Annotated in this window: 7 protein-coding genes; 5 read left to right on the top strand and 2 right to left on the bottom strand. The window is 57.5% G+C overall.

The features are described 5' to 3' along the window. Positions 1-566: DUF975 family protein (locus tag RDM88_RS12225; protein ID WP_308755103.1), on the top strand; the 566-nt coding region annotated here is incomplete at its 5' end. A gap of 104 nt (positions 567-670) precedes the next feature. Here the strand turns inward: RDM88_RS12225 and RDM88_RS12220 are convergent. Beyond that, positions 671-916 carry an AbrB/MazE/SpoVT family DNA-binding domain-containing protein gene (locus RDM88_RS12220; RefSeq protein ID WP_101549176.1) on the bottom strand — a complete coding sequence of 82 codons (246 nt, stop codon included), beginning with the start codon at positions 914-916 and terminating at the stop codon, positions 671-673. 169 nt (positions 917-1,085) lie between these two features. Between RDM88_RS12220 and RDM88_RS12215 the strand changes: the two genes are divergently transcribed. After that, the gene (locus tag RDM88_RS12215) at positions 1,086-1,673 is read left to right on the top strand and encodes a nucleoside recognition domain-containing protein (protein ID WP_308755102.1); all 588 of its coding nucleotides are present in this window, start codon (positions 1,086-1,088) and stop codon (positions 1,671-1,673) included. After that, positions 1,670-2,191 (top strand): nucleoside recognition domain-containing protein, encoded by a 522-nt coding sequence (locus RDM88_RS12210; protein WP_308755101.1) that lies wholly within the window; start codon positions 1,670-1,672, stop codon positions 2,189-2,191. Before RDM88_RS12215 ends, RDM88_RS12210 begins: the two co-directional genes overlap by 4 nt. A gap of 450 nt (positions 2,192-2,641) precedes the next feature. Here RDM88_RS12210 and RDM88_RS12205 read toward each other — a convergent pair whose 3' ends face one another. Next, positions 2,642-2,812 carry a hypothetical protein gene (locus RDM88_RS12205; RefSeq protein ID WP_308755100.1) on the bottom strand — a complete coding sequence of 57 codons (171 nt, stop codon included), beginning with the start codon at positions 2,810-2,812 and terminating at the stop codon, positions 2,642-2,644. A 154-nt stretch (positions 2,813-2,966) separates the two neighbouring features. Here RDM88_RS12205 and RDM88_RS12200 point away from each other — a divergent pair, with 154 nt between their 5' ends. Together RDM88_RS12200 and RDM88_RS12195 are read left to right on the top strand one after the other, a co-directional pair. After that, a complete protein-coding gene (locus RDM88_RS12200) occupies positions 2,967-3,239 on the top strand; it encodes a helix-turn-helix transcriptional regulator (RefSeq protein ID WP_308755099.1) in 273 nt (90 codons plus the stop codon). A 31-nt stretch (positions 3,240-3,270) separates the two neighbouring features. Next, positions 3,271-3,519, top strand: a complete 249-nt coding sequence (locus RDM88_RS12195; RefSeq protein ID WP_308755098.1) for a helix-turn-helix domain-containing protein — start codon at positions 3,271-3,273, stop codon at positions 3,517-3,519. Positions 3,520-3,524: the final 5 nt, after the last annotated feature.

Here is a 3,524-nt window from a genome sequence, read left to right as displayed (position 1 = left end):
CCCGGACCTTCGCCATGCTGCTCGTGTTCGTCTGGATGACGATCGCCTGCGTCGTGATCGTCATCATCGGCCTGCGGTATTTCCTCGCCCCCTACCTGCTCGCCGAACACCCCGAGTACAAGGCGCGCGCGGCCATCCGGGAGGGCGTGAAGCTTGTGCGGGGCTGCAAGGGAAGCGTTTTCCTCTTCGGCCTCTCCTTCCTCCTCTGGTACCTGCCGCTGCTGCTGGCGGTGCTGCTCGTCCTTTTCATCCCCTTCTCCGACCCCTTCTATCTCTTCCAGATCACCGGCCTGCTCCTGCTTTTGATGCTCGCCCAGCTGGGGCTCCTCTTCTACCTGGTGCCCTACCAGAGCGCCTCCCACGCGATGTACGCGCGCTATCTCATCCAGACGGGGGAGAGCGGCGGCAGGGACGCCTATGGGGACTCCACCCGGGAATACAAGCCGGAGATCGACCGCTACATGGAGGAGCAGGCCTCCCTGGAGCCGCCGCAGGCGCCGTCCGCGCCGCGGCCGGGAGGGGAGGAAACCGGCGGCGACGGGACGGCGGGGGAAGCGTCCTCCTGACCGGTCACAAACCGAAAGAAAGAGAAAAGCACAGGACCAAATGTCCTGTGCTTTTTTCTGTTTCCCAAAATACTTCTTCTTTTCTTCCCACACATTCAACGCAACTATTTTGCGTCAGACAACTGATTGATACACTCGGCGCAGACGTTTCTTCCCTTGAAGCTGACGACATTCGTCGCGCTGTTGCAGAAGATGCACGCGGGCTCATATTTCTTTAGGATAATATGGTTGCCATCCACGTAGATCTCAAGGGAATCCTTTTCATTAATGTCTAAAGTGCGGCGCAACTCGATTGGAAGAACGATGCGTCCCAGCTCGTCGACTTTGCGGACGATACCGGTAGATTTCATGTATACACCTCCTATCCGGCAAAAATGCCTTTAACTAACAATATAACGTATTTTTGTAAAATTGTAAACGAATTTGTGAAAATTGCGTCAATATTTGTCATGAATAACGAAACATAAAAGAATAAACTGTATAATATACATATACGGAACCGATGGGGGGAATCCGGATATGATGAACGTCATTTTTGCAGGAATGATTCTGTTTTCCTTCGTTTTTGCCGCGCTGACAGGCCGGATGCCCCAGCTTTCCGAGGCCGCCATGGGGCAGGCGGGCGAAGCGGTCACGCTGGTGCTCTCCCTCACGGGGATGCTCTGCCTGTGGAGCGGGCTTATGAAGATTGCACAAGCGTCCGGCCTCACCGAAATGCTTTCCCGCCTGCTTTCCCCGGTCACAAAACGCCTTTTCAGCGGGCTCCGCCCGAACGGCGAGGCGGTGAACGCCATCACGATGAACCTCATCGCGAACTTCCTCGGCATTGGCAACGCGGCCACCCCGCTGGGCATCCGCGCGATGTGCGGGATGGCAAGGGAACAGCGCGCGGACGGCGCCGCGACCAACGATATGGCGATGTTCGTCGTCGTCAACACCGCCTCGATCCAGCTCATCCCCGCCACCACCGCGATGCTCCGCATGCAGGCGGGCTCCGCCGCGCCGCTGGATATCCTGCCCGCCACCTGGATCGCGTCGGTCGGTTCGGTCGCCGTGGGCATCGTGATGGCGCGGTTGCTCGCGCCCCTCTGGAGGAAACGGTCATGACCGCGGTCGGCGTCTGGATGGTCCCGCTCGCGATCGCCGGGATCGTCGGGTTCGGGCTTGTGCGCGGCGTCAAGGTGTTCGACCTCTTCGTCGAGGGCGCGAAGGAGGGGCTGACGACAGCCGCCAGCATTCTGCCCGCGCTTGTGGCGCTCGTCGTCGCCGTCGGCATGTTCAAGGCCAGCGGCGGCCTCGACCTGCTCTCCTTCGCCCTCGAGCCGGTCGGAAAACTGCTCGGCCTGCCCCGCGAGGTCATCCCCCTCTCCCTTATCCGCCCCGTTTCGGGCAGCGGCGCCATGGCGATCTTCAACGACATCCTCCGCAGCCACGGCCCCGACAGCCTTGCAGGCCGCGTCGCCAGCGTTATGATGGGTTCCACCGAAACCACCTTCTATACCATCGCCGTCTATTACGGCGCGGCGGGAATCAAAAATACCCGGCACACCATCCCCGCCGCCCTCAGCGCGGATATCTCCGGGTTCTTCCTTTCGGCGCTTGCCGTTAAAATCCTTTTTTATTGAGCTTTCGCTCGGATGTGATGAGCTTGGGTTTTCCGCCCAGGGGACAGAGGGCTTGCCGGTAGTCGACCGGCAGCGGCCCCTTAGGCTTACCGCTCAGTGAGCGGCGTAGTTTGTCGGTAATCGACCGACAGCGACCCTATTTCTTGTACGGACAAGAAATAGGGGAAAGAAACCGCAGGGGGCTGTGCCCCCTTGACCCCCGCGCCGCCTCCGGTTGGCCTGCGGCCAAAGTCGGCGGCGCCCGTGACACGGATGAGCGGACGGGTGTACAGCAACCCATCCGCCGCCGCGCCGCAGGCGCAATGCCTCTGCCGGCGAGCCTCCGGAACCGTACCGGAAGTGCCTTCGGGGAGGCACGGACGCTGGCGGAAAGCAACGCCCCGCAGTTTTCCGCCCAGCCTTGCGCGCCGCCCCGCGCCATATCAAAGGAGCCGCCTTTCGGCGGCTCCTTTACGCGTTCTCCGCGTTTCCGTCTGATATATAGAGTTCTTCGGCTTCCCGGAGCGCCTGTTTCACGTTGAGCGACTGTCTCGCCGCGAGCCTTCCGCAGATATCCAGCAGGTCCGCCGTTTCGCTCATCGTCCCCACCAGCAGGTGGTACATTTTTTGATAGTCGGGCATTTTGCACCTCCAAATTACCTGCATTCGGGTGATATTAAAATTTTAGCAGGCCGCACGGGAAATGTCAACCCGAATTCGGGTAATCACTTGAAAAACCTCTGCTAATATGGGTATTAACCGGTATATGGGTAATTCTGATGGGGGAGGGGTTGTTGTGGAGTATTCGGAAATCATCGTTTGGCGGATCAAATCGCTCTGCGGCAAGCGCGGAATCACCTACAACAAACTCGCCTCGATAAGCGGATTGAAGCAGTCAACGGTAGACAATATTGTTCGGGGCCTTACAAAGAATCCGCGCATTATGACGCTTCATAAAATTGCGAACGGTCTGAACATGACGATTTCCGAGTTTTTGGATTTTAAAGAGATGAACGATGTATCGTTCGAGAACGACCTCAATGACGATGAAGACCCTAACGCCATATAATATCGATAAAGATTGAATGGGCGGGGAAAAGATGAAGCCAAGGAAACACCCGTTGGGGAATAAGAATGGTGTCGGCAGACAGGTGACTGCGCTGAGAAAACAGAAGCGCATGAAGCAATGCGAGTTATTGCGGGAGCTTCAACTGAAAGGGATTGAAATGAGCGAGTCGGCATTGTCAAAGCTGGAAGGTCAAACGCGCGTTGTTACGGATATGGAATTGAAAGCACTTGCAGAGATATTCGACATTTCAATTGATGAGTTGGTGCGTCCGAAGAAATAATATAA

This window comes from uncultured Anaerotruncus sp., assembly GCF_902490045.1.
GTDB lineage: Bacteria > Bacillota > Clostridia > Oscillospirales > Ruminococcaceae > Anaerotruncus.
Note: the sequence above shows the minus strand (reverse complement) of the source record. Positions and strands in the feature narration are given on the sequence as shown.

Coding starts and splice junctions, on each gene's coding strand:
- RDM88_RS12220 (WP_101549176.1), bottom strand. CDS start 916: ATGAAATCTACCGGTATCGTCCGCAAAGTCGACGAGCTGGGACGCATC.
- RDM88_RS12215 (WP_308755102.1), top strand. CDS start 1,086: ATGATGAACGTCATTTTTGCAGGAATGATTCTGTTTTCCTTCGTTTTT.
- RDM88_RS12210 (WP_308755101.1), top strand. CDS start 1,670: ATGACCGCGGTCGGCGTCTGGATGGTCCCGCTCGCGATCGCCGGGATC.
- RDM88_RS12205 (WP_308755100.1), bottom strand. CDS start 2,812: ATGCCCGACTATCAAAAAATGTACCACCTGCTGGTGGGGACGATGAGC.
- RDM88_RS12195 (WP_308755098.1), top strand. CDS start 3,271: ATGAAGCCAAGGAAACACCCGTTGGGGAATAAGAATGGTGTCGGCAGA.